Origin of the sequence: Streptomyces sp. NPDC001507 (assembly GCF_042894765.1) — a bacterium.
Taxonomy (GTDB): Bacteria; Actinomycetota; Actinomycetes; order Streptomycetales; family Streptomycetaceae; genus Streptomyces.
Genome location: NZ_JBIAVV010000003.1, coordinates 398,633 through 420,523 on the forward strand (window position 1 = coordinate 398,633; position 21,891 = coordinate 420,523).

Below are 21,891 nucleotides of genomic sequence, written 5' to 3' on the forward strand. Positions count from 1 at the left end.
GAACCGCCGGTAACTTTCAGCGGAAGGTGCGCAGCCGCAGACTGTTGGTCACCACGAAGACCGACGAGAAGGCCATCGCGGCCCCCGCGATCATGGGGTTGAGGAGGCCGGCGGCGGCCAGCGGGAGCGCGGCCACGTTGTAGCCGAAGGCCCACACGAGGTTGCCCTTGATGGTGGCGAGGGTCCGCCGGGACAGCCGGATCGCGTCGGCCGCCACCCGCAGGTCCCCGCGCACCAGGGTCAGGTCGCCGGCCTCGATCGCCGCGTCCGTCCCGGTCCCCATGGCCAGCCCCAGATCGGCGGTGGCCAGCGCCGCCGCGTCGTTGACGCCGTCGCCGACCATGGCGACCGTCCGCCCCTCGCGCTGCAGCCGCCGTACGACGTCCACCTTGTCCTCGGGCAGCACCTCGGCGACCACCTCGGTGATCCCGACCGCCTTCGCGACCGATTCGGCCACCGCCCGGTTGTCCCCGGTCAGCAGCACCGGCGTCAGCCCGAGCGCACGCAGCTCCCGGACCGCCTCGGCGCTGGTGTCCTTGACCGCGTCGGCGACCGCGAGGACACCCCGGGCCTGTCCGTCCCAGCCGGCCAGGACGGCGGTACGGCCCTCCCGCTCGGCCCGGGAGCGGGCCAGGGCCAACTCCTCCGGCACCACGTCGAAGAGGCGCCCCACGGCCACCTCGCGGCCCTCCACACGCCCTCGTACGCCCCGTCCGGGGACGTTCGCGAAGTCCTCGACGGCGGGCAGCGTGCCGGCCTTCTCCTCGGCCCCCGCGGCGATCGCCCGGGCCACCGGGTGCTCGGAGGCGTGTTCGAGGGCGCCCGCGAGCCGCAGCACCTCGTCCTCGTCGGTGCCCTGGACGGCGTACACCTCCTGCAGGCTCATCCGCCCGGTGGTCACCGTCCCGGTCTTGTCGAGGACCACGGTGTCGACCCGGCGCGTGGACTCCAGGACCTCCGGGCCCTTGATGAGGATGCCGAGCTGCGCGCCCCGCCCGGTGCCGACCATCAGCGCGGTCGGAGTGGCCAGGCCGAGAGCGCACGGGCAGGCGATGATCAGGACGGCGACGGCGGCCGTGAACGCGGCGGCCGTGTCCCCGGTGACGCCCAGCCAGACCCCGAAGGTGCCGAGCGCGATCAGGATGACGACCGGCACGAAGACGGCCGAGATCCGGTCGGCGAGCCGCTGCACCTCGGCCTTGCCGTTCTGCGCGTCCTCCACCAGCCGCGCCATCCGGGCGAGCTGCGTGTCGGCGCCGACCCGGGTCACCGCGACGACCAGCCGCCCGCCCGCGTTCACGGTCGCGCCCGTGACGGCGTCGCCGACGGTCACGTCCACCGGCACGGACTCGCCGGTCAGCATCGAGGCGTCCACCACGGACGCCCCCTCGACCACGGTCCCGTCGGTTGCGACCTTCTCCCCGGGCCGTACGACGAACCGGTCGCCGACCGCCAGCGACGCCACCGGGACCCGCACCTCGCGCCCGTCCCGCAGCACCGCCACGTCCCTCGCGCCCAGTTCCATCAGCGCCCGCAGGGCCGCGCCCGCGCGCCGCTTGGAGCGTGCCTCCAGATAACGGCCGAGCAGGATCAGCGCGACCACCCCGGAGGCCACCTCCAGGTAGATCGTGGACGCGCTGTCCATCCGGGCGACGGTGAACCGGAACTCGTCGTGCATGCCCGGCATGCCCGCGTCGCCGAGGAACAGCGCCCACAGCGACCAGCCGAACGCGGCCAGCGTGCCGACCGAGACCAGGGTGTCCATGGTGGCGGCGCCGTGCCGGGCGTTGGTCCAGGCGGCCCGGTGGAACTGCGCGCCGCCCCAGACGACCACCGGGGCGGCGAGCGTCAGCGACAGCCACTGCCAGTTGTCGAACTGCAGCGCCGGGACCATCGCGAGCAGCACGACCGGGGCCGCGAGCAGGGCGGAGACCAGGAGGCGGTGGCGCAGGGCGGCGAGCTCGGGGTCCCGCTCCGGCCCGGCCTCCTGCGCCGGCTCCGGCTGCGGGGGTGCGGGCTCCTCGGCGGTGTAACCCGTCTTCACGACCGTGGCGATCAGGTCGGCGACCTGGACCCCCTGGGGGTATGCGACCTTCGCCTTCTCGGTCGCGTAGTTCACGGTGGCGGTGACGCCGTCCATGCGGTTGAGCTTCTTCTCGACCCGGGCGGCGCACGAGGCGCAGGTCATGCCGCCGATGAGCAGCTCGACCTCGGACTCGCCCTCGGCCGGGCGCGGCAGGGCTATCGGTGTCTGTGCGGTGGTGTCGGTGGTGGTGCTGGTCGTCATGTCCGGACTCCAGACAACGGACCGGACCGCGCGGAGCCAGTATCAGCTGGTCGGCACGGCCCGGCGGAGAGATACGTTTCCGTCGTACGTACTGCTCGTGGTGCTCGTGGTGCTCGTACTGCTCGTGGTGCGTGTCGGTGCGTGCGGCCGGGCCCTCAGACGCGGCCGGCGAGCTCGAAGCCCGCCTCGTCGACGGCGGCGCGGACCGCCTCCTCGTCGAGCGGGGCGGCGGAGACGACCGTGACCTCGCCGCTGGCCGCGACGGCCGTCACCGAGCTGACGCCGGGCAGGCCGGAGATCTCTGCGGAGACGGAACCCTCACAGTGTCCGCAGCTCATGCCGGTCACCTTGTAGACGGCGGTCACGGAGCCCGGTGTGTCGGTCTGGGCGGTCATGTCGTTCTCCTCGTCGAGGCGGGTGGGGCCGATGGGGCCCACGAGGGAACCCCACTCTCGTCACACTATACCCCTAGGGGGTATTTCTCCAAGAGGGATCGCGGCGCGCCAGCGAGACCACCCAGGCGACGCCGAACAGCGAGACGAGTACCAGCAGGCCGACCGAGAACACCGAGAAGAGGTGCTCCTGTGCCGCGCTGGGGCGCGGGATGTACCCCTCGGCGAACAGCTGCGGCTCCAGCCCGGTACCCACCAGATGCGCCACCAGCCAGATCGCGATGCCGTGCGTGGAGTCCCACAGGGCGTGCAGCAGGGCGACCCCGACGTACGCGGCGACGACGGGGGCGGTGACGCGGAAGCGGCCGTTCGGGCGGCGGAAGGAGAGCAGGACGCCGCCGGCGATCGCCGTCCACAGGCCGTGCCCGAAGGGGGCCACCACCCCGCGCAGGATCTCCGTCTCGATCAGCGCGCGCAGGTCGACGCCCTCGGTGGAGACGGCCGCGTCGAACGCGTACCCGGCGCTCTCCAGGGCCGCGAAGCCGAAGCCGACCGCCGCGCCGAGCACCAGCCCGGCCCGCATGCCCCGGATCCCGGGCAGCCGGCGCAGCACGAACACCAGCGCGCCGAGCTTCACCGCCTCCTCGAGCAGGCCGACGCAGACGAACATCCCCCAGGAGGGGCGGACCAGGTAGGACTCCACCGCCGAGGTGCCCAGCACCCCGAGCGTGCCGCCGGTCAGGAAGCAGCCGAGGATCGCGCTGACCCCGAGGTCGCGGCCGTGCCGCTCGTACGCCCACAGCACGAAGACGACCGGGACGAGAAAGCTGCCGAGCAGGATCAGCGTCGGCAGCAGGGTGGTGTCCCTCGTCGTGTACGTGACCACCGCGGTCAGCGCCCACAGGGCGAGGCCGCCGCCGAGGCAGCGCCGCCACAGGCCGGCGCGGATCCGGGGGTACGGCGGTGGCGGCTGCTGCGGACCGGGGATCCGGGCCTGCGGGCGGCCGGGCGGCGGAGAGTGGGTCACGGCGGGTCCCCCTTGTGCTCCTGCGGGTGCGGGTGGCGCTCGTCGGCTCGGGATCGGCTCGGTGTCGGCGCGGGATCCGCGCGAGACCGGTGCGATTTACCCGCACTTTAGGCAGATGTACCGCATGTCGCAGTCTGGGGGGTTCGAGCGGGTGGCCGGTCAGTCGGCGGCGCGGCCGAGGCGGTCGCCGACCAGGGGCTCCAGGTAGCGGGTGAGCACGTCCTTGATCTCCTGGATGTACGCCTGGCGCTCGGCGCCCTCGTGGCTGAGCACCAGCTCGAGTCCCGCCTTGTAGATGCCGAGGCTGACGTGTGCCGTACGCGTGATGTGGGCCTTGTCGGCGTCCGGCGGGAAGAGCGAGGCGAGCAGGTCCTCGACGCGGCCGAGCAGGTTGGTGTGCAGGGCGTCGTGGGCCTCGGTGATCCCGCCGGGCACGTCGGGGCCGTGCATCAGCGCGAAGAACACGGGGTGCTCGGTGTTGAAGGCGGTGAGGCGGTCCACGGTGGCGCCGACCGCGTCCGTCAGCGAGGTGCCGGGGTCGATCGGCGCGAGCGCCTCGCCGTAGGTGTCCCGCAGGTCGTGCATGAGCCGGTCGCCCAGCTCGACCGCGATCGCCTCCTTGTTCGGGAAGAACTGGTAGAGCGTGCCGGGCGAGACGCCGGCCTCCCGGGCGATGGCGTTGGTGCTGGCGGCCGTGTAGCCCGAGGTGCAGAAGACCGAGGCGGCGGCTTCGAGCAGCTGCTGGATGCGCCGCTCGCCGCGGGCCTGCCGCCGGCGCGGCTGTTCCTTGGCCGTGGTCGTGCCGTCGGGACCGTGGGGGCCGTCGGGCTGCTCTGGCATGTCGGGCTTGTCGGGCACGCGTTATCCCCAGCTCTTCGAACGCGATTGACAAACACGAGCGGTCGCTCGCATTCTTGTGAAACGCGAGCGACGACTCGTGTTTGCCAGTCTAAAAGGCAATGGCCGACCCATGCTGCCCTGTGCACGAATCGGATGCGTACCGGCAGGCAGTGGTCAGGGTGAAGGGGACACCGCAGGATGACCGAAGTCAACGAGCCCGCGGCGGCCGGGAGCGGGGCCCGCCCAGGGGGCTGGACCAGGTTCGTGACCGCCCGCCCACGGCTCTCGCTGCTGCTCGCCCTCGTGATCACCGCGCTCGCCGTGCTGGCCGGCAGCGGGGTCGCCGACCGGCTGGGCAGCGGCGGCTGGGAGGACCCGGCCGCCGAGTCGACGTACGCGACGAAGGCGCTGGAGCGCGAGTTCCCGGACTCCCAGCCCAACCTGCTCCTCCTGGTGGACGCGCGGGGCGGCTCGGTGGACAGCCCGGCGGTGGCGGCCGAGGCGAAGGTCCTCGTCACCCGGCTGTCCGGCGAGAAGGGCGTCATAGGCGTCGGCTCGTACTGGCAGACCAAGTCGCCGTCCCTGCGCGCCGAGGACGGCCACGAGGCCCTGATCGCGGCCCGCATCACCGGTGACGAGAAGGCGGCCGCCGACACCCTGGACCGCATCGCCCCGCACTACCGGGGCGCGCACGGACCGGTGACCGTGAAGGTCGGCGGCATGGTGGCGGTCCGCAGCGACATGCAGACGATCATCAAGGAGGACCTGGCCCGCGCGGAGCTGATCGCCCTGCCCGTCACCCTGGTCCTGCTGGTGATGGTGTTCGGCAGCGCGATCGCCGCCCTGCTCCCGCTGGGCATCGGCATCGTCGCCATCCTCGGCACGAACGCGGTCCTGCGCGGCATCACGTCCTTCACGGACGTCTCGGTCTTCGCGATGAACCTGACCACGGCCCTCGGCCTGGGCCTCGCCATCGACTACGCGCTCTTCATCGTCCGCCGTTTCCGCGAGGAACTGGCCACGGGCGCCGACCCCCTGACGGCGGTCGGCACCACCCTGCGCACCGCGGGCCGCACCGTGCTGTTCTCGGCCCTGACGGTGGCCGTCTCCCTGGCGGCGATGCTCGTCTTCCCCCAGTACTTCCTCCGCTCGTTCGCCTACGCCGGCATAGCGGTGGTCCTGCTGGCCGCGGCCGCCGCCCTGATCCTGCTCCCCGCCGCGCTGATCCTGCTGGGCGACCGGGTCAACGCGCTGGACCTGCGCCGGCTGTTCCGCAGGGGCCGTGAAGCCCGGCCCTCCGGCGCCGAGGGCACGGCCTGGGCCCGCGCCGCGACCCTGGTGATGCGCCGGGCCCCGCTCTTCGCCGTCGCCACCACGGCTTTCCTGATCGTCCTCGGACTGCCGTTCCTGGGCGTGAAGTTCGGCACCGCGGACGACCGCCAGCTCCCGGTCGGCGCCGAGTCCCACGTCGTCCAGCAGCACATCCGGGACGGCTTCCCCGGCAACCCCGGCGGCGACCTCGAAGTCCTGGCCGAGGGCGGGGCGACCCGGGCGCAGTACGCGGCGTACAAGGAGCGGGTGGCGGCCCTGCCGGAGGTGTCCGGGGTGGCCGGACCCCTGGTCAAGGGCGACGCGGCGTACTTCACGGTGCAGCCGGAGGGCGAGTCGGTGGGCGACGGCGCCCAGCGCCTGGTGGGCGAACTGCGCGCGCTGAACACCCCGTTCGACACGAAGGTGACGGGCACGGCCGCGGTCCTGGTCGACTCCAAGCACGCCATCGGGGAGCGCCTGCCCTGGGCGGCGGCGATCATAGCGATCGTCACCCTGCTGCTGGTCTTCCTCCTCACCGGCAGCGTCCTCATCCCCGTACAGGCGGTCCTGCTCAACGCGCTCAGCCTCACGGCCATGTTCGGCGCGGTGGTCTGGGTCTTCCAGGACGGCCACCTCTCGGACCTGCTCGGTTTCACCAGCCCCGGCTCGATCGAGACCACCCTCCCGGTCCTGATGTTCTGCGTCGCCTTCGGCCTCTCGATGGACTACGGGGTGTTCCTGCTCTCCCGCATCAAGGAGGAGTACGACAGGACGGGCGACCACGAGCGGGCGGTCCGGCTCGGTCTGCAGCGCACCGGGGGCCTGATCACCGCGGCGGCGATCATCCTGGCGGTGGTGATGGTGGCGATCGGCACCTCCCGGGTCACCAACACCAAGATGCTCGGCCTCGGCATCGCCCTGGCGGTCCTGATGGACGCCATGGTCGTCCGCAGCCTCCTGGTCCCGGCCATCATGCGCCTCACCGGCAACGCCACCTGGTGGGCCCCGGCCCTCCTGCGCCGCTTCCACGACCGGTTCGGACTGAGCGAGGGCGAGCCGCAGACGCCCCCGGCGTCCGCACCCCACTCGGCCGCGCCTGAACCCCCCGCGCCCCATTCGACCGCGGCCCCGGCCAGCCGCGCCTGAGCCGGCCGCGCCCCCATTCGGCCGCGGCCCCGGCCAGACGCGCCTGAACTGGACGCGCCCCAAAGGGGCGCGGGGAACTGCGCGACCAGCCACGACGGCGCCGCAGTCGGCATCCGGCATCCGGCATCCGCAGCCTGCATCCGCATCCGGCAAAAGGCGAACAGCAACTGGCACACCACGGCCCCCCAGCGAAGCGCTTACCCTTCGCGCAGCCCCCGAAAGGAGCACGCGCGATGCGAGCCGTCGTCTTCGACCACTACGCCACCCCCGCCGAGGTACGGGACGTCCCCGACCCTCGCCCGGCCCCTCACGGCGTGGTCGTCCGCGTGGAGGCCACCGGCCTCTGCCGGAGCGACTGGCACGGCTGGAAGGGCCACGACCCGGACATCACCCTCCCGCACGTCCCCGGCCACGAACTGGCCGGGGTCGTCGAGGAGACCGGCGCCGGGGTGACCGCCTGGCGCCCCGGTGACCGGGTCACCGTCCCCTTCGTCTGCGCCTGCGGCAGCTGCCCGTCCTGCGCGGCCGGCGACCAGCAGGTCTGCGAACGCCAGACCCAGCCCGGCTTCACGCACTGGGGCTCCTTCGCCCAGTACGTGGCGCTGGACCACGCCGACGTGAACCTGGTGGCGATCCCGGACGACATGTCGTACGCCACCGCCGCCTCCCTGGGCTGCCGCTTCGCCACCGCCTTCCGTGCCGTGGTCCAGCAGGGCCGGGTCGCGGCGGGGGAGTGGGTCGCGGTGTACGGCTGTGGGGGCGTGGGCCTGTCGGCGGTGATGATCGCGGCGGCGTCGGGGGCGCGGGTGACGGCGGTCGACGTGTCGCCCCAAGCCCTGGACCTGGCACGGAAGTTCGGCGCGGCCCACGCTGTGAACGCGTCGGACACCGCGGACCCCGCGGCGGCGGTCCGCGACCTGACCTCCGGCGGCGCCCACCTCTCCCTGGACGCCCTCGGCTCACCCGCCACCTCGGCCGCCTCGGTCAACTCCCTGCGCCGGCGCGGCCGCCATGTCCAGGTGGGCCTGCTTCCGTCCCCGGACGGCAACACCCCCGTGCCGATGGCCCGCGTGATCGCCCTGGAGCTGGAGCTCCTCGGCAGCCACGGCATGGCGGCCCACACCTACCCCGCCATGCTCGAACTGGTCCGCGGCGGCACCCTCCGCCCCGACCTCCTCGTCACCTCGACGATCAGCCTGGACGCGGCCCCGGCGGCCCTGGCGGCGATGGACGGGGCACCGGCGGCCGGGGTGACGGTCATCGAGCCCTGGGCCTGACCCGGCGGCGCTCCGCCTCAGAGGTCTCTGCGCCCCCGGTTGCCCGGCCGGGAGGCGACCCAGGCACGGACCGTGTCGGCGTACCAGTAGGGCTTGCCGCCCTCGACGTGGTCGGGCGGCGGGAGCAGCCCGTGCTTGCGGTAGGAGCGCACGGTGTCCGGCTGCACCCGGATGTGTGCCGCGATCTCCTTGTATGACCAGAGCCGTCGGTCGGTCATGAGATGCACCTCCCTGCGCGCGCCGCGGGGGCGACCGGAATCGGTCGTCGGGGGAGCCGGGCGCTGCGCTGGCGATCACAAAGCCTGTGCCCGGTGAACGACGGAGAGTGACTGTGCGCAAGCGCCTGTGGGCCGGGTGTGACCGAGAGCCCGCGTACGCGCGACATGTGTGACACGGGGGGAGAGTTTGTGACACAGCCGGGGCACAGAAACACGGGGGTTCATCGGCGGGGCGTGTTGACATCGGCGCGGCCGTGAAGCGCCCCACGGGGGCACGGGGAACTGCGCGACCGGCCACCCCCGGCCCGCACCCGCGCACCTCGCGGGTCCTGCCACCCCCATGGGCACCTCGGCACCACCCCTTCTCGTCAGAATGTCCGGACAAACCATTGACACGACGTCCTCTCCCGGACTACAAACCACGGGAGAGCAATGACGAAGGGAAGCCGATGGCGTACGACCTGATCACCATGGGGCGGATCGGGGTGGATCTCTATCCGCTCCAGACCGGAGTCCCGCTCGCCCAGGTGTCGTCCTTCGGCAAGTTCCTCGGCGGGTCGGCGACGAACGTGGCCGTGGCGGCCGCCCGCCTCGGCCGCAGCACCGCCGTCATCACCCGCACCGGTGACGACGCCTTCGGCGCCTACCTGCACGAGGCCCTCCAGGGCTTCGGCGTGGACGACCGCTGGGTCACCCCGGTCCCCGGCCTGAACACCCCGGTCACGTTCTGCGAGATCTTCCCGCCGGACGACTTCCCGCTGTACTTCTACCGGCAGCCCAAGGCCCCGGACCTGGAGATCGACGCCCACGAGCTGGACCTGGACGCCGTCCGCGCGGCCCGCATCTTCTGGATCACCGGCACCGGCCTGAGCGAGGAGCCCAGCCGCACGGCGACCCTCGCGGCCCTCGCCCACCGGGCCAAGGCCGGCACGACCGTGTTCGACCTCGACTGGCGCCCGATGTTCTGGAAGGACCCGGACGCCGCCCGGCCGTTCTACGCCGAGGCGCTCAAGCACGCCACCGTCGCCGTCGGCAACCTCGACGAGGTGGAGGTCGCGACCGGAGTGCGCGAGCCGCAGGCCGCCGCCCAGGCCCTCCTAGACGCCGGGGTCGAGATCGCCGTCGTCAAGCAGGGCCCCAAGGGCGTCCTCGCCGTCAGCCGCGACGGCGACGCCGCCGAGGTCCCGCCGCTGCCCGTCAACGTCCTGAACGGCCTCGGCGCCGGTGACGCCTTCGGCGGCTCCCTCTGCCACGGCCTCCTCGAAGGCTGGGACCTGGAGAAGACCATGCGGCACGCCAACGCGGCCGGTGCCATCGTCGCCTCCCGCCTGGAGTGCTCCTCCGCGATGCCGACCGGCGACGAGATCGACGCCGCGCTCGCCGCCGGAGCGGTGCTGTGAGGGCCGGCCGCGTCGCGGGCGCGCACCACGAGGGCGGCGCAGGCGCCCCCGCCCCGCAGGTGAAGGTGGACATCTCCGCCCTCGTCCACACCCGCACCCACCACCCCGAGGCGATCGCCGAGGCGGCCGCCCGGCGCTCCCGCCGTCCGCTCCTCAACGAGGACGGCAAGCTGATGATCGTGGCCGCCGACCACCCGGCCCGCGGCGCCCTCGGCGTGGGCGGCGACAAGCTCGCCATGGCCAACCGGGCCGAACTGCTGGAACGGCTCTGCCTGGCGCTGTCCCGCCCCGGCGTCGACGGTGTCCTCGCCACCGCCGACATCCTGGACGACCTGCTGCTGCTCGGCGCCCTCGACGGCAAGGTCGTCATGGGCTCGATGAACCGCGGCGGACTGCAGGGCGCCTCCTTCGAGCTCGACGACCGCTTCACCGGCCACCGTCCCGAGGACATACAGCGCCTCGGGTTCGACGCCGGCAAGCTGCTCCTGCGCATCGACTACGACGACCCGGGCTCCCTCACCACCCTGGAGTCCACGGCCCGCGCCGTCGACGACATGGCCGCGCGCCGGCTGCCGGTCTTCGTCGAGCCGTTCATCAGCCGCCGCACCCCCGAGGGCAAGGTCAGGAACGACCTGTCCGCGGAGGCGGTCACCAGGTCCATCGCCATCGCCTCGGGCCTCGGCGGCAGTTCGGCCTACACCTGGCTGAAGCTGCCGGTCACCGAGAACCCCGACGACATGGCCCGGGTCATGGAGACGTCCACCCTCCCCGCCGTGCTGCTGGGCGGCGAGGTCGGGGACGACCAGGACGGTGCGTACGAGAAGTGGCGCAGCGCCCTGCAACTCCCCACCGTGCGCGGCCTGGTGGTCGGCCGTTCGCTGCTGTACCCGGCGGACGGCGACGTGGCCGCCGCCGTGGACACCGCCGTCGGACTCCTGTGAGGGCGAGAAGATGACGACCAACGAGCTGCATCTCGGCAAGGGTTCGACCGCGAACGCCCAGTACGCGCTCGACATCGACCCCAAGCGGGCCGGCTGGGCGCACAGCAGCCTCCGGATCGTCGAACTGCCCCCTGGTGGAACGCATTTGTTCACCACCGGGGACAGCGAGTGGATCGTGCTTCCGCTGCAGGGCGGTTGTACGGTGCAAACAGAGGGAAACGAGTTCCAGATCCTGGGCCGGGAGAGCGTGTTCAGCGGAGTCTCCGACTTCGTGTACGTGCCCCGGGACGCCCAGGTCCAGATCGCCTCCGGCGCGGGAGGCCGCTTCGCCCTGGCAGGAGCGAAGTGCGAGCGACGACTCCCCGCCCGCTACGGCCCCGCGCCGGAGGTTCCCGTCGAAGACCGCGGCAGCGGCACCGCCGCCCGGCAGGTGCGCAACTTCGCCTCCGCGGACGCGTTCGACTGCGACAAGCTGATCGCCGTGGAGGTCGTCACCCCCGGCGGCAACTGGTCCTCGTACCCGTCGCACAAGCACGACGAGTACCGGCCCGGCGAGGAGTCGGAGCTGGAGGAGATCTACTACTTCGAGATCGACGGCGCGAACGGATTCGGGTATCAGCGCGTATTCCCCTCCCGTGAGGGCGGTACGGACGTCCTCGCCGAGGTCCGCTCCGGCGACGCCGTGCTCGTTCCCGACGGATGGCACGGCCCGTCGATCGCGCAGCCCGGCCACGACATGTACTACCTGAACGTCATGGCGGGGCCCGGTGCGACGCGGGAGTGGCGGATCTGCTTCCACCCGGACCATACGGAGGGTTACCGATGACGATTCGGTTGACCGTCGCGCAAGCGCTTGTCCGCTTCCTCGCCGTCCAGTTCACCGAGCGGGACGGCGAGCGCCGCCGCCTGATCGGCGCCACCTGGGGCATCTTCGGCCACGGCAACGTGGCCGGCCTCGGCCAGGCGCTCCTCGAGTACCGGGACGAGATGCCGTACCACCAGGGCCGTAACGAACAGGCCATGGTGCACGCGGCGGTCGGCTACGCGCGTCAATCGAACCGTCTCGCCACGCACGCCGTGACGACTTCCGTCGGGCCGGGCGCCACCAACCTGGTCACCGGCGCCGCCCTCGCCACCATCAACCACCTCCCGGTCCTGCTCCTCCCCGGCGACGTCTTCGCCACCCGGCCCGCCGACCCGGTGCTCCAGCAGCTCGAAGTCCCGCACGCGGCCGACGTGTCCGTCAACGACACCCTCCGCCCCGTCTCGAAGTTCTTCGACCGGATCAACCGCCCCGAACAGCTGATCCCCGCCGCCCTCGCCGCCATGCGGGTCCTCACCGACCCCGTCGAGACCGGCGCCGTCACCCTCGCCCTCCCGCAGGACGTGCAGGCCGAGGCGTACGACTGGCCGGAGGAGTTCTTCGCCGAGCGGGTGTGGACCGTACGACGGCCGGGCGCCGACCCCGTCGAACTGGCCGCGGCCGTGCAGGCGGTCAGGAACGCGCGCAGGCCCCTGGTCATCGCGGGCGGCGGGGTCCACCACAGCCGCGCCGAGGCCGTCCTCACCGAGTTCGCCGCGGCCACGCGCATCCCGGTCGCCTCGACCCAGGCCGGCAAGGGCTCGCTCCGCTGGGACCACCCGCAGGACGTCGGCGGCATCGGCCACACCGGCACCGCCACCGCCGACGAACTCGCCCGCACCGCCGACCTGGTGATCGGCGTCGGCACCCGCTACACCGACTTCACCACGGCCTCCGGCACCCTCTTCGAAAACCCGGACGTCCGCTTCCTCAACCTCAACATCGCCCCGTACGACGGCCACAAGCTGGCCGGCCTGCCCTTGATAGCCGACGCCCGCAGCGCCCTCACGGAGCTGACCAAGGCCCTGGACGGCCACCGGACCGCCGACTCGTACGTCACCGAGTACACCGAGGACAAGGAGCGCTGGGAGCAGCGCGTCGACGCCTGCTACGAGGCCGACGAGCCCGACATCCGGCCGACCCAGCCGCAGGTCCTCGGCGCCCTGGACGCGCTCGTCGACGAGACGGACGTCCTGGTCAACGCGGCCGGCTCGCTCCCCGGCGACCTGCACCGGATGTGGCGGCCGCGATCACGGGACCAGTACCACCTGGAGTACGGCTACTCCTGCATGGGCTACGAGATACCTGCCGCCATCGGGGTGAAACTCGCTGCACCGGAACGGAACGTGTGGGCGCTGGTCGGCGACGGCACGTATCTGATGATGCCGACCGAGATCGTCACCGCCGTCCAGGAGGGCATCGCCATCAAGGTGCTGCTGGTGCAGAACCACGGCTACGCCTCCATCGGCGGACTCTCCGAGTCGGTGGGCGGCGAGCGGTTCGGCACCGCGTACCGCTTCACCTCGGACGACGGCACCTTCACGGGTGCCCCGCTCCCCGTCGACCTGGCCGCCAACGCGGCCAGCCTCGGCATGCGCGTCCTGCGCGCGAAGACTGTCCGGGACCTGCGCGCGGCGCTCGCCGAGGCGCGGGCCGCCGACACTCCCACATGTGTCTACGTGGAGACCGAAACGGCCGACACTGTGTCGGGCCCGCCTCCCGCGCAGGCCTGGTGGGATGTACCTGTGGCCGAGACCGCGACCCGATCCTCCGCGGTCAAGGCACGTGAGCTCTACGAACGGCACGTCTCCACCCGACGCCGCCATCTGTGAAGGAGTAACCGGTCATGACGAAGATCGTCAACCACTGGATCGGCGGCAAGTCCGTCGACGGCACGTCGGGCAACTACGGGCCGGTCACCGACCCGGCCACCGGCGCGGTCACCACGAAGGTCGCGTTCGCGTCGGTCGACGAGGTCGACGCCGCGGTCGCCGCCGCCAAGGACGCGTTCGTCACCTGGGGCCAGTCCTCGCTGGCCAAGCGCACGGAGATCCTGTTCCGCTTCCGCGCCCTCCTGGACGCGAACCGGGACGCGATCGCCGAGCTGATCACGGCCGAGCACGGCAAGGTGCACAGCGACGCCCTCGGCGAGGTCGCCCGCGGTCTGGAGATCGTGGACCTGGCGTGCGGCATCAGCGTGCAGCTGAAGGGCGAGCTGTCCACGCAGGTCGCGTCCCGCGTGGACGTCTCCTCGATCCGCCAGCCCCTCGGCGTGGTCGCGGGTATCACGCCGTTCAACTTCCCGGCGATGGTCCCGATGTGGATGTTCCCGATCGCCATCGCGACCGGCAACACCTTCGTGCTGAAGCCGTCCGAGAAGGACCCGTCGGCGTCGGTCAAGCTCGCCGAGCTGCTGGCCGAGGCCGGGCTGCCCGACGGCGTCTTCAACGTGGTCCACGGTGACAAGGTGGCCGTCGACCGGCTCCTGGAGCACCCGGACGTCAAGGCGGTCTCCTTCGTCGGCTCGACCCCGATCGCCCGCTACATCCACACCACCGCCTCCGCCAACCACAAGCGCGTCCAGGCGCTCGGCGGCGCCAAGAACCACATGCTGGTCCTCCCCGACGCGGACCTGGACGCGGCGGCCGACGCGGCCGTCTCCGCCGCCTACGGCTCGGCCGGCGAGCGCTGCATGGCCATCTCCGCGGTCGTCGCGGTGGGCGCGATCGGCGACGAGCTGGTGGAGAAGATCCGCGAGCGCGCCGAGAAGATCAAGATCGGCCCCGGCAACGACCCCACCTCTGAGATGGGCCCGCTGATCACGGCCGTCCACCGCGACAAGGTGGCCTCCTACGTCTCCGGCGCCGCCGCCGAGGGTGCCGAGGTCGTCCTGGACGGCACCGGCTACACGGTCGAGGGCTTCGAGGACGGCCACTGGATCGGCATCTCGCTCCTCGACAAGGTGCCCACCACCGCCAAGGCCTACCAGGACGAGATCTTCGGCCCCGTCCTCTGTGTCCTGCGCGTGGACACGTACGAGGAGGGTGTCGCCCTGATCAACGCCTCCCCCTTCGGCAACGGCACCGCGATCTTCACCCGGGACGGCGGCGCCGCCCGCCGCTTCCAGCTGGAGATCGAGGCCGGCATGGTCGGCGTCAACGTGCCGATCCCGGTCCCCGTCGGCTACCACTCCTTCGGTGGCTGGAAGGACTCGCTCTTCGGCGACCACCACATCTACGGCAACGACGGCACGCACTTCTACACCCGCGGCAAGGTCGTCACCACCCGCTGGCCGGACCCCTCCGAGGCCCCTGCGGGCGTCGACCTGGGCTTCCCGCGCAACCACTGACCAGGCACGGTGCCCCGCCCCTCCCGGGAGGAGCGGGGCACCGGTGTGTCCGGGGTCAGCCCTGCTTCTTCCGGTAATCCTCGATCACCTGGGTGAGGTCGCCGGTCTGGGCGGCCGGCGGGGCCTTCACCGGCGTGGTGGCGCCGAACTTCTCGAAGTCCATGGTCACGGTCATCTTGCCGATCCGCTCTTTCAGGCGGACCGGCAGATCCTTGGCGTTCAGCCACAGATTCATCGTCATCGAGCCGCCGCCGGTCATCGCGGTCATGCCGTCACTGCCGTAGGCGTCCTTGAACTTCCCCATCTGCGCCTGGTCGACGACGGCCTGGTAGTGGGTCGTGCGCTGCCCGTCGACGGTCTCCGTGCCGAAGTCCTTCACGTTCTTCGCGTACTTGAGGTACTTCAGCGTGGCCGCCGGGTTGCCCGCGCTGTTCCCGCTGAAGGCCTGGGCGCCCTTGTCGCCGAAGAGGGCCGACGCGTCGATCTTCATCCACTGCTTGCCCTTGAGCGGGCCGGAGGCCTGCGGGTCGACGTCGTAGTAGTAGGCGCCGTCCACGAACAGGGTCCGGATGGTGGAGCTGTGCTGGAGAGCCTCCATCTTCGCGGACTTGGTGTCCATCAGGACGTCCATCGCCAGGCCGTCTCCCCAGGAGAAGGTGCCGTTCATGGTGACCGGGGCGCCCGCGCCGATGACGGTGCTCATCCTCACCTTCGCCGAGCCCAGCTGGTCGGTCCGGTCGGTCGCGCGTGAGAGCGCCGCCATGATCTTGTCCGCGCCGTCCACGGCCGAGGCGGCCGTCTTCACTCCGCCGGAGCCGCACGCGGACACGGCGACCGTCGCCGCCGCCGTGAACCCCACCCAGGCAGCGGTGTACTTCAGCTTCATGAGTCCCCACCCATTGCTGTGATTCGGTTGTGAGTTCTGCTGTCGATGACTCTAACGGGACACACTGACAGGTCCGGATACCGGACGTCCTCACGTTTTTTTGACGCCCGCGCTGCGATTCTCGTAGAGGCCGACAGCGTGGAACGGCCTACCTCGTATCGCCGTATTCGCGGAATACAGCGAATGGATCTACGGATTCCGTAGGTTAACGGCCATTGACGTGACGGTTTTCGTCGGGGTTCCATGCATCGCAACCGGGAGCGGACGCAGGACGTAAGAGACGAGCCGCCGGAGGCGATAGCGCTCCTGGCCGAAACTTCTCGCCGCTCCAGTCGATCGGAACTGCCGCATGACCGACACGCTCCGCCCTGTCGAGACCGCCGCCGCAACGGCGCCCGACAGCCCCAAGACGCTCAAGCGTTCCATCGGAGTGGTCGGCGGCACCCTCCTCACCCTCTCCTGCGTCACACCGGCCTCCACGCTCTTCGTGGTCGTCCCCGACCTCTTCGGCTCCCTCGGGACCGCCACCGCCCTCACCATCGCCATCGGCTCGCTCCTCTGTATCGCCGTGGCCTTCTGCTACTCCGAGCTGGGCACCCTCATCCCCAGCGCGGGCGGCGAGTACGCGATGGTCTCCACGATGGCCGGCCGCCTCGCGGGCTGGCTGGTCTTCGTCCTCTCCCTCCTCGTCGTGATGATCGTGCCGCCGGTGATCGCGATGGGCACGGCCGACTACCTCACCCCGATCGTCCACCTGGACCCGGCCATGACCGGCGCCGGAGTGATGCTCCTCGCCACCCTCGCCGGCCTCCTGGACCTGCGTGCGAACGCCTGGATCACCGGCATCTTCCTCGTCCTGGAGGTCATCGCGGCGGGCGTGGTGGCGGTGCTGGGCTTCTCCCACAGCCACCGCGGGGTCGGCAGCCTCACCTCCATGCAGGTCGCGGACACGGGCGGCCACACCACCACGGTCACCGCCATGCTGGTCGTCTCGGGCCTGGCCATCGCCCTCTTCGTCACCCAGGGCTTCTCCACGGCCGTCTACCTCTCCGAGGAACTGGAGAACCCGCGCCGCAACGTCGCCCGTACGGTCCTCGCCACCCTCGCGATCTCCACGGTGATCATCCTCGTCCCGGTCGCCGCGATCACCATGGGCGCGACCGACCTCAAGGCCCTCACCGGCGGCGACATCAGCTCCATGGTCACCGCCTGGTCCAACTCCGCGGTCGGCACCTTCGTCAGCCTCTGCGTGGCCCTCGCGATCATCAACGCGGGCATCGTCATGGTCATCCAGAACTCCCGGGTCCTGTTCGCCTCGGCCCGCGACAAGGCCTGGCCGGCCCCGGTCAACAGCGCCCTGTCCCGCCTCGGCCGCTTCGGCTCCCCCTGGGTCGCCACCCTCGCCGTCGGCGTCCCCGGCGCCCTCCTCTGCTTCGTCAACCTCGACACCCTGTACGGCGTGACGGGCGTCTCGGTGACCGGCATGTACCTCCTGGTCGCCGTGGCGGCCCTCCTCTCCCGCCGAGGCCACCACAAGCACACCCCCGCCTGGCGCATGCCCCTCTGGCCGACGATGCCGATCCTCCTCATCGCCGTCCTCGGCTACATCCTCACCCAGCAGGAGACGACCTACCTCCTCTGGACCGGCGGCATCACCGCCGCCGCCACCCTCTACTGGGCCTTCTACCTCCGCCCCCGCAAGGCAACCCACTGGCTCGTCTCCATCCCGGACGACGTGACGCCCCACTAGCAACTCCGCAGCGGCGGCGACTTGCGAGCGCCGGGCCGCCCGGCCGACCCAAGGGGCGCGGGGAACCGCGCGACCGCCCCCCACCCGACCCGCGGGGACCCACCGTCCGGTCCGGCACCGCCGAACTCCGCCGTCGTGGCTGATCGCCGTTGCGGCGGGATGGGGTGGGGCGGCGGTGGGTTGTGAGCGCGGGGCCGCCCGGCCGACCTAAGGGGCGCGGGGAACTGCGCGACCGCCCCCCACCGGCCCGCGGGGACCCACCGTCCGGTCCGGCACCGCCGGAGTCCGCCGTTGTGGCGGGATGGGGTGGGGCGGCGGTGGGTTGTGAGCGCGGGGCCGCCCGGCCGACCCAAGGGGCGCGGGGAACTGCGCGATCGGCCCCCACCGGCCCGCGGGGATGCACCGTCCGGTCCGGCACCGCCGGAGTCCGCCGTCGTGGCTGATCGCCGTTGCGGCGGGATGGGGTGGGGCGGCGGGACCAGCACCGGTCGGTGCGGCGCCGCTGGCGCGGTGTACCGCACTCGAAGTACATGGCGGAGTACTCCTACTCCTCCGGGATGGCCCACTGTTCAGCCCACCGTCGGCATCGGATGCCGGTGCGGGCCCGTACCGTTGAAGCATGGATCTTCGACCCCCCGGCCTGCGAGCACTGCTCGGGCGGCCGCGGCGGCTGGTGGCTGCCGCGGCCGCCGTCGTCGTGCTCGCCGGCGCCGGTACGTGGACGGCCGTCGCCTCCGACGCCCCGCCCCCGGTGCACCGGACCGACAAGGTCATGGCAGTGGACGGGGTGCATCTGGACACCTCGTTCTTCACCACGTCCGGCACCGGCCGGCGCCCCGCGGTCCTCCTCGCCCACGGCTTCGGCGGCAGCAAGGACGACATGCGCGCCGAGGCCGAGGACCTCGCCCGCGACGGCTACGCGGTCCTCACCTGGTCCGCCCGCGGTTTCGGCAGGTCCACCGGGAAGATCGGCCTCAACGACCCGAAGGGCGAGGTCGCCGACGTCTCCAGGCTCATCGACTGGCTGGCGAAGCAGCCCCAGGTCCAGCTCGACAAGCCCGGTGATCCGCGCGTGGGGATGGCGGGCGGCTCCTACGGCGGCGCGATCTCCCTCCTCGCCGCCGGATATGACGCCCGCGTCGACGCGATCGCCCCCTCCATCACGTACTGGAACCTCGCGGACGCCCTGTTCCCGAACGGCGTCTTCAAGAAGCTCTGGGCCGGGATCTTCTTCAACACCGGCGGCGGCTGCGCCAACTTCCAGCCCGAGCTGTGCGCGATGTACAACCGGGTCGCCGAGTCGGGCAAGCCGGACGCGGCGGCCGTGAAACTGCTCGAAGAGCGGTCGCCCTCGGCCGTCGGCAGCCGCATCAAGGTGCCGACGCTCTTCTTCCAGGGGCAGACCGACTCCCTCTTCACCCTCTCCCAGTCCGACGCCGCGGCAAAGGCCGTCAAGGCCAACGGCGCCCCCGTCGACGTCGACTGGATCGCCGGCGGCCACGACGGCGGCGACCTGGAGACCAGCCGGGTCGAGGGGCGGGTGACGTCGTGGTTCGACCGGTATCTGAAGGGCGACAAGAACACGGACACCGGGCCGGCGTTCCGGATCACCCGCACCGGCGGCGTCGACTCCACCGACGGCGCCGCCCTGCTGCGCGGCGCGACCGCCGGCAGCTACCCCGGCCTTGAGAGCGACCGGAAGGACATCGCCCTCAAGGGCGGCACCCAGCGCGTCGCCAACCCGGCCGGCGCCAGCCCGCCCGGCGTCTCCGCGCTGCCCGGCCTCGGCGGTGGCGGCCTCGCCCAGCTCTCCTCCCTCGGCGTCGGCGTCTCCCTCGACTTCCCCGGCCAGTACGCCCGTTTCGACTCGGCGCCGATGACCGACTCCCTGCAGATCACCGGCACCCCCACGGCCACCGTCCACCTCACCTCGACCACCGACGACGCCGTGCTCTTCGGCAAGGTGTACGACGTCGGCCCCGACGGCACCCAGCAGGTGCTGCCCTCCCAACTGGTCGCCTCGATCCGCGTCGAGGGCGCCAAGTCCGGCCAGGACGTCACCCTCACCCTCCCGGCCATCGACCACGAGGTGCAGAAGGGCCACCGGCTGCGCCTGGTCCTCGCCTCCACCGACCTCGGCTACGCCTCCCCGACCGCCCCGGCCACCTACACCGTCTCCCTCAAGAGCCCCCTGAGCGTGCCGACGGCACCCCAGGTGGACACGGCCGCCGCGCCGCTGCCCGCCTGGGTGTGGTGGCTGCCGGCGGCCGGCGCGCTGGCCGCCCTGGCCCTGCTGCTCACCGGCCGCCGCCGCACCGGCGGCCCCGCCGCCGACCCGGCGCTCGCCGAAGTCCCGCTCCAGATAACGGACCTGAGCAAGCGCTACAAGGGCTCGACCGACCGGTACGCGGTCAAGGAGCTGTCCTTCCGCGTGGAGAAGGGCCAGGTGCTGGGCCTCCTCGGTCCCAACGGCGCGGGCAAGACCACCACCCTGCGCATGCTGATGGGGCTGATCAAGCCGGACGGCGGCGAGGTCCGGGTCTTCGGCCACGCCATCCGCCCCGGCGCACCCGTCCTCTCCCGGGTCGGTGCCTTCGTGGAGGGCGCCGGCTTCCTGCCGCACCTGTCGGGCCGGGAGAACCTGGAGCTGTACTGGCAGGCGACCGGACGCCCGCCGGAGGACTCCCACATCGACGAAGCGCTGGAGATCGCCGGCCTCGGCGACGCGCTGGCCCGCGCGGTCCGCACCTACTCGCAGGGCATGCGCCAGCGCCTCGCCATCGCCCAGGCCATGCTCGGCCTGCCGGACCTGCTGATCCTCGACGAACCCACCAACGGCCTCGACCCGCCGCAGATTCGCGAGATGCGCGAGGTGATGATCCGCTACGCGGCCGCCGGCCGCACGGTGATCGTCTCCAGCCATCTCCTCGCCGAGGTCGAGCAGTCCTGCACCCACCTCGTGGTGATGGACCGCGGGCGGCTCGTCCAGGCCGGACCGGTCGCCGACATCGTCGGCACCGGCGACACCATCCTCGTCGGCACCGGCACCCCGGTGGAGGAGCCGGTCGTGGAGAAGGTGGCCGCGCTGCCCGGCGTGGCCTCCGTGACCAGCACGGCCGACGGCCTCCTCGTCCGCATGGAGCCCGGCGGCAGCGCCCCGCGCCTGGTCGCCGAACTCGTCCGGCTCGACGTGCCGGTGGCGTCGGTCGGCCCGCACCGCCGTCTGGAAGACGCCTTCCTGACCCTGATCGGAGGTTCCGCGTGAGCACGCTCACCGAGAGGGCCGCGGTCGCCTCCGGCTACCGGGCGGGCCGCACCCTGCCGCTCCGCGTCGAGCTGGTCCGCCAGCTCAAGCGGCGCCGCACCCTGGTGATGGGCGGCATCCTCGCCGCACTGCCCGTCGTGCTGCTGATCGCGTTCGCGATCGGCGGTCAGCCGGGCCGGCAGAACGGCCAGGTCACCCTCCTGGACACGGCCACCGCGTCCGGCGCCAACTTCGCCGCGGTCAACCTGTTCGTGTCGGCGGGCTTCCTGCTGGTCATCCCGGTCGCCCTGTTCTGCGGGGACACGGTCGCCTCGGAGGCCAGCTGGTCCTCCCTGCGCTACCTGCTCGCCGCCCCCGTGCCGAGGGCCCGGCTGCTCTGGTCCAAGCTGGTCGTCGCGCTCGGCCTCAGCCTGGCCGCGATGGTCCTGCTGCCGCTGGTCGCCCTGGCCGTCGGAACGGTCGCCTACGGCTGGGGGCCCCTGCAGATCCCCACCGGCGGCGCACTCGACACCACCACCGCCACCCAGCGCCTCGCGGTCGTGATCGTGTACATCTTCCTGTCCCAACTGGTCACCGCGGGGCTGGCGTTCTGGCTCTCCACGAAGACCGACGCCCCCCTCGGCGCGGTCGGCGGCGCGGTCGGCCTGACCATCGTCGGCAACGTCCTCGACCAGGTGACGGCCCTCGGCGACTGGCGTGACTTCCTGCCCGCCCACTGGCAGTACGCCTGGGCGGACGCCGTACAACCCCACCTGGAGTGGTCCGGCATGATCCAGGGCACGGCGGTCTCGATAACGTACGCCCTGGTGCTGTTCGCCCTGGCCTTCCGGGGTTTCGCCCGCAAGGACATCGTCTCCTAGGTCACCGGACGATCTCCCTCCGGCCTCGAAACCCCTGGTCCGTGGCCGCTTCGAGATCCATCCGCAACGCATCGGGGCGC

At 72.0% G+C, this 21,891-nt stretch carries 16 protein-coding genes; 10 read left to right on the top strand and 6 right to left on the bottom strand.

Going from position 1 to position 21,891, the window contains the following annotated elements:
* Positions 1 to 16: 16 nt before the first annotated feature.
* The 4 genes from ACFY0K_RS12155 to ACFY0K_RS12170 all read right to left on the bottom strand — a co-directional run bounded on the left by ACFY0K_RS12155 (position 17) and on the right by ACFY0K_RS12170 (position 4,546).
* Complete coding sequence (locus ACFY0K_RS12155) at positions 17 to 2,287, bottom strand: heavy metal translocating P-type ATPase (protein WP_390639746.1); 2,271 nt, start codon at positions 2,285 to 2,287, stop codon at positions 17 to 19.
* 155 nt (positions 2,288 to 2,442) lie between these two features.
* Positions 2,443 to 2,682, bottom strand: a complete 240-nt coding sequence (locus tag ACFY0K_RS12160; protein WP_093508307.1) for a heavy-metal-associated domain-containing protein — start codon at positions 2,680 to 2,682, stop codon at positions 2,443 to 2,445.
* A 73-nt stretch (positions 2,683 to 2,755) separates the two neighbouring features.
* Positions 2,756 to 3,706 (bottom strand): PrsW family intramembrane metalloprotease, encoded by a 951-nt coding sequence (locus tag ACFY0K_RS12165; protein ID WP_390639747.1) that lies wholly within the window; start codon positions 3,704 to 3,706, stop codon positions 2,756 to 2,758.
* Positions 3,707 to 3,865: 159 nt separating this feature from the next.
* Complete coding sequence (locus ACFY0K_RS12170; protein WP_390639748.1) at positions 3,866 to 4,546, bottom strand: TetR/AcrR family transcriptional regulator; 681 nt, start codon at positions 4,544 to 4,546, stop codon at positions 3,866 to 3,868.
* Positions 4,547 to 4,744: 198 nt separating this feature from the next.
* On the opposite strand from ACFY0K_RS12170, the gene ACFY0K_RS12175 reads away from it, so the two are divergent.
* Positions 4,745 to 7,003: an MMPL family transporter gene (locus tag ACFY0K_RS12175; RefSeq protein WP_390639749.1), complete on the top strand. Its 2,259-nt coding sequence runs from the start codon at positions 4,745 to 4,747 to the stop codon at positions 7,001 to 7,003.
* A gap of 233 nt (positions 7,004 to 7,236) precedes the next feature.
* Positions 7,237 to 8,280: a zinc-dependent alcohol dehydrogenase family protein gene (locus ACFY0K_RS12180; RefSeq protein ID WP_390639750.1), complete on the top strand. Its 1,044-nt coding sequence runs from the start codon at positions 7,237 to 7,239 to the stop codon at positions 8,278 to 8,280.
* A 17-nt stretch (positions 8,281 to 8,297) separates the two neighbouring features.
* Here the strand turns inward: ACFY0K_RS12180 and ACFY0K_RS12185 are convergent, their stop codons facing one another.
* Complete coding sequence (locus ACFY0K_RS12185; protein WP_037649824.1) at positions 8,298 to 8,498, bottom strand: AlpA family transcriptional regulator; 201 nt, start codon at positions 8,496 to 8,498, stop codon at positions 8,298 to 8,300.
* A 449-nt stretch (positions 8,499 to 8,947) separates the two neighbouring features.
* Between ACFY0K_RS12185 and iolC the strand changes: the two genes are divergently transcribed.
* Genes iolC through mmsA form a run of 5 tightly spaced genes read left to right on the top strand, consistent with a single transcriptional unit; the run spans position 8,948 to position 15,050 of the window.
* Complete coding sequence (iolC, locus tag ACFY0K_RS12190; protein WP_351959077.1) at positions 8,948 to 9,898, top strand: 5-dehydro-2-deoxygluconokinase; 951 nt, start codon at positions 8,948 to 8,950, stop codon at positions 9,896 to 9,898.
* A gap of 59 nt (positions 9,899 to 9,957) precedes the next feature.
* Positions 9,958 to 10,839 (top strand): deoxyribose-phosphate aldolase, encoded by an 882-nt coding sequence (locus ACFY0K_RS12195; protein WP_390640000.1) that lies wholly within the window; start codon positions 9,958 to 9,960, stop codon positions 10,837 to 10,839.
* Positions 10,840 to 10,849: 10 nt separating this feature from the next.
* Complete coding sequence (iolB, locus tag ACFY0K_RS12200; RefSeq protein WP_351959078.1) at positions 10,850 to 11,665, top strand: 5-deoxy-glucuronate isomerase; 816 nt, start codon at positions 10,850 to 10,852, stop codon at positions 11,663 to 11,665.
* A complete protein-coding gene (gene iolD, locus ACFY0K_RS12205; protein ID WP_390639751.1) occupies positions 11,662 to 13,533 on the top strand; it encodes a 3D-(3,5/4)-trihydroxycyclohexane-1,2-dione acylhydrolase (decyclizing) in 1,872 nt (623 codons plus the stop codon). The genes iolB and iolD overlap by 4 nt, the downstream gene beginning before the upstream one ends.
* Before the next feature lie 14 nt (positions 13,534 to 13,547).
* Positions 13,548 to 15,050 carry a CoA-acylating methylmalonate-semialdehyde dehydrogenase gene (gene mmsA / locus ACFY0K_RS12210; protein WP_390639752.1) on the top strand — a complete coding sequence of 501 codons (1,503 nt, stop codon included), beginning with the start codon at positions 13,548 to 13,550 and terminating at the stop codon, positions 15,048 to 15,050.
* Between the two features lie 55 nt (positions 15,051 to 15,105).
* Here mmsA and ACFY0K_RS12215 read toward each other — a convergent pair whose 3' ends face one another.
* Positions 15,106 to 15,936, bottom strand: coding sequence for a hypothetical protein (locus ACFY0K_RS12215; protein ID WP_390639753.1), 831 nt, complete (start codon positions 15,934 to 15,936; stop codon positions 15,106 to 15,108).
* Between the two features lie 349 nt (positions 15,937 to 16,285).
* Here ACFY0K_RS12215 and ACFY0K_RS12220 point away from each other — a divergent pair, with 349 nt between their 5' ends.
* From ACFY0K_RS12220 to ACFY0K_RS12230, 3 genes are all read left to right on the top strand, one after another.
* On the top strand, positions 16,286 to 17,686 hold the full coding sequence (locus ACFY0K_RS12220) for an APC family permease (RefSeq protein WP_390639754.1): 1,401 nt from the start codon (positions 16,286 to 16,288) through the stop codon (positions 17,684 to 17,686).
* Positions 17,687 to 18,305: 619 nt separating this feature from the next.
* Positions 18,306 to 20,951 (top strand): CocE/NonD family hydrolase, encoded by a 2,646-nt coding sequence (locus tag ACFY0K_RS12225; protein WP_390639755.1) that lies wholly within the window; start codon positions 18,306 to 18,308, stop codon positions 20,949 to 20,951.
* A complete protein-coding gene (locus ACFY0K_RS12230; protein WP_390639756.1) occupies positions 20,948 to 21,811 on the top strand; it encodes an ABC transporter permease in 864 nt (287 codons plus the stop codon). The genes ACFY0K_RS12225 and ACFY0K_RS12230 overlap by 4 nt, the downstream gene beginning before the upstream one ends.
* The last annotated feature ends 80 nt before the right edge of the window (positions 21,812 to 21,891 follow it).

Coding starts and splice junctions, on each gene's coding strand:
- ACFY0K_RS12155 (WP_390639746.1), bottom strand. CDS start 2,287: ATGACGACCAGCACCACCACCGACACCACCGCACAGACACCGATAGCC.
- ACFY0K_RS12185 (WP_037649824.1), bottom strand. CDS start 8,498: ATGACCGACCGACGGCTCTGGTCATACAAGGAGATCGCGGCACACATC.
- ACFY0K_RS12180 (WP_390639750.1), top strand. CDS start 7,237: ATGCGAGCCGTCGTCTTCGACCACTACGCCACCCCCGCCGAGGTACGG.
- iolB (WP_351959078.1), top strand. CDS start 10,850: ATGACGACCAACGAGCTGCATCTCGGCAAGGGTTCGACCGCGAACGCC.
- ACFY0K_RS12160 (WP_093508307.1), bottom strand. CDS start 2,682: ATGACCGCCCAGACCGACACACCGGGCTCCGTGACCGCCGTCTACAAG.
- iolD (WP_390639751.1), top strand. CDS start 11,662: ATGACGATTCGGTTGACCGTCGCGCAAGCGCTTGTCCGCTTCCTCGCC.
- ACFY0K_RS12225 (WP_390639755.1), top strand. CDS start 18,306: ATGGATCTTCGACCCCCCGGCCTGCGAGCACTGCTCGGGCGGCCGCGG.
- ACFY0K_RS12175 (WP_390639749.1), top strand. CDS start 4,745: ATGACCGAAGTCAACGAGCCCGCGGCGGCCGGGAGCGGGGCCCGCCCA.
- ACFY0K_RS12220 (WP_390639754.1), top strand. CDS start 16,286: ATGACCGACACGCTCCGCCCTGTCGAGACCGCCGCCGCAACGGCGCCC.
- mmsA (WP_390639752.1), top strand. CDS start 13,548: ATGACGAAGATCGTCAACCACTGGATCGGCGGCAAGTCCGTCGACGGC.
- ACFY0K_RS12170 (WP_390639748.1), bottom strand. CDS start 4,546: ATGCCAGAGCAGCCCGACGGCCCCCACGGTCCCGACGGCACGACCACG.
- ACFY0K_RS12215 (WP_390639753.1), bottom strand. CDS start 15,936: ATGAAGCTGAAGTACACCGCTGCCTGGGTGGGGTTCACGGCGGCGGCG.
- iolC (WP_351959077.1), top strand. CDS start 8,948: ATGGCGTACGACCTGATCACCATGGGGCGGATCGGGGTGGATCTCTAT.